Origin of the sequence: Psychrobacter sp. MES7-P7E, assembly GCF_002863645.1 — a bacterium.
Taxonomy (GTDB): Bacteria; Pseudomonadota; Gammaproteobacteria; order Pseudomonadales; family Moraxellaceae; genus Psychrobacter.
In genome coordinates this window covers 1-771 of sequence record NZ_PJBU01000049.1, presented here as the reverse complement: position 1 = coordinate 771, position 771 = coordinate 1, and the positions used below count along the sequence as shown (strand labels likewise).

Here is a 771-nt window from a genome sequence, read left to right as displayed (position 1 = left end):
ATTAACTTTAGAACTAAAATTAAGAACCTATCCTCATCTATTAATACCGACGGCAGAGAATTCAAATCAGCAGTTAAGTTTTTGAAAGTATTTGCACTCAATTGGATTTGTGAAATGAATGGATGTTCTATGTCAAAATTGAATGGCGACTTAGTCGCTATATCTTTTCTGATTAGTTACTGTGTAAACAATAATATTGAACTTGATAACGTATTTGCTGACCCTAATGCAATCTGTTTCTTAGTAACTAACAGCTCTGCAGAGAAACAAATAGGCTTGTATTTAGGCAAGATACAAAGGTTTATTGATACAGCATCTGTTTTAAATCGAAACAATTTTTGGTGCAATATACAACCTTCAGAAGAATTTTCAAGCAGTTTAAGAAAAACTAGAAAGTCTTTCCCTGAAACCTCTCAAGGTCTTCAAACTATGATTATCCCTTCACGCATTTATCAGAACCTGCTAAAAGATACCATTGAAAGCTTACAGATTTTTAATAAGCATGCTGAGAAGATATCATATGTTTTTTCTGCACGTACTAAAGTAAGGGATGAAGCTTTAAGACTAGATCAGAGTATGCCCATAAGTAAGCTTAATAAATCACAAACAAGTTTAGTCTCATTTTATTGGAAAACTGCCTTAAAGGCAGATAAAAAGCTAACTAATATTTTAGCAGAATTAACAGATTTAAACATCATCAAGAATGCTAGTTGGTTAAGTTTAACAATCAGCCTAGGTCAAATACAGATGAAAAGCGCTTTTGTTATAGCT

Annotated in this window: 1 protein-coding gene; it reads left to right on the top strand. The window is 32.3% G+C overall.

Features of this window, described 5'->3' with window-relative positions:
• Nucleotides 1–129 precede the first annotated feature (129 nt).
• Nucleotides 130–771 (top strand): hypothetical protein (locus CXF62_RS01445; RefSeq protein WP_145990522.1); only part of this gene is annotated, 642 nt, incomplete at its 3' end.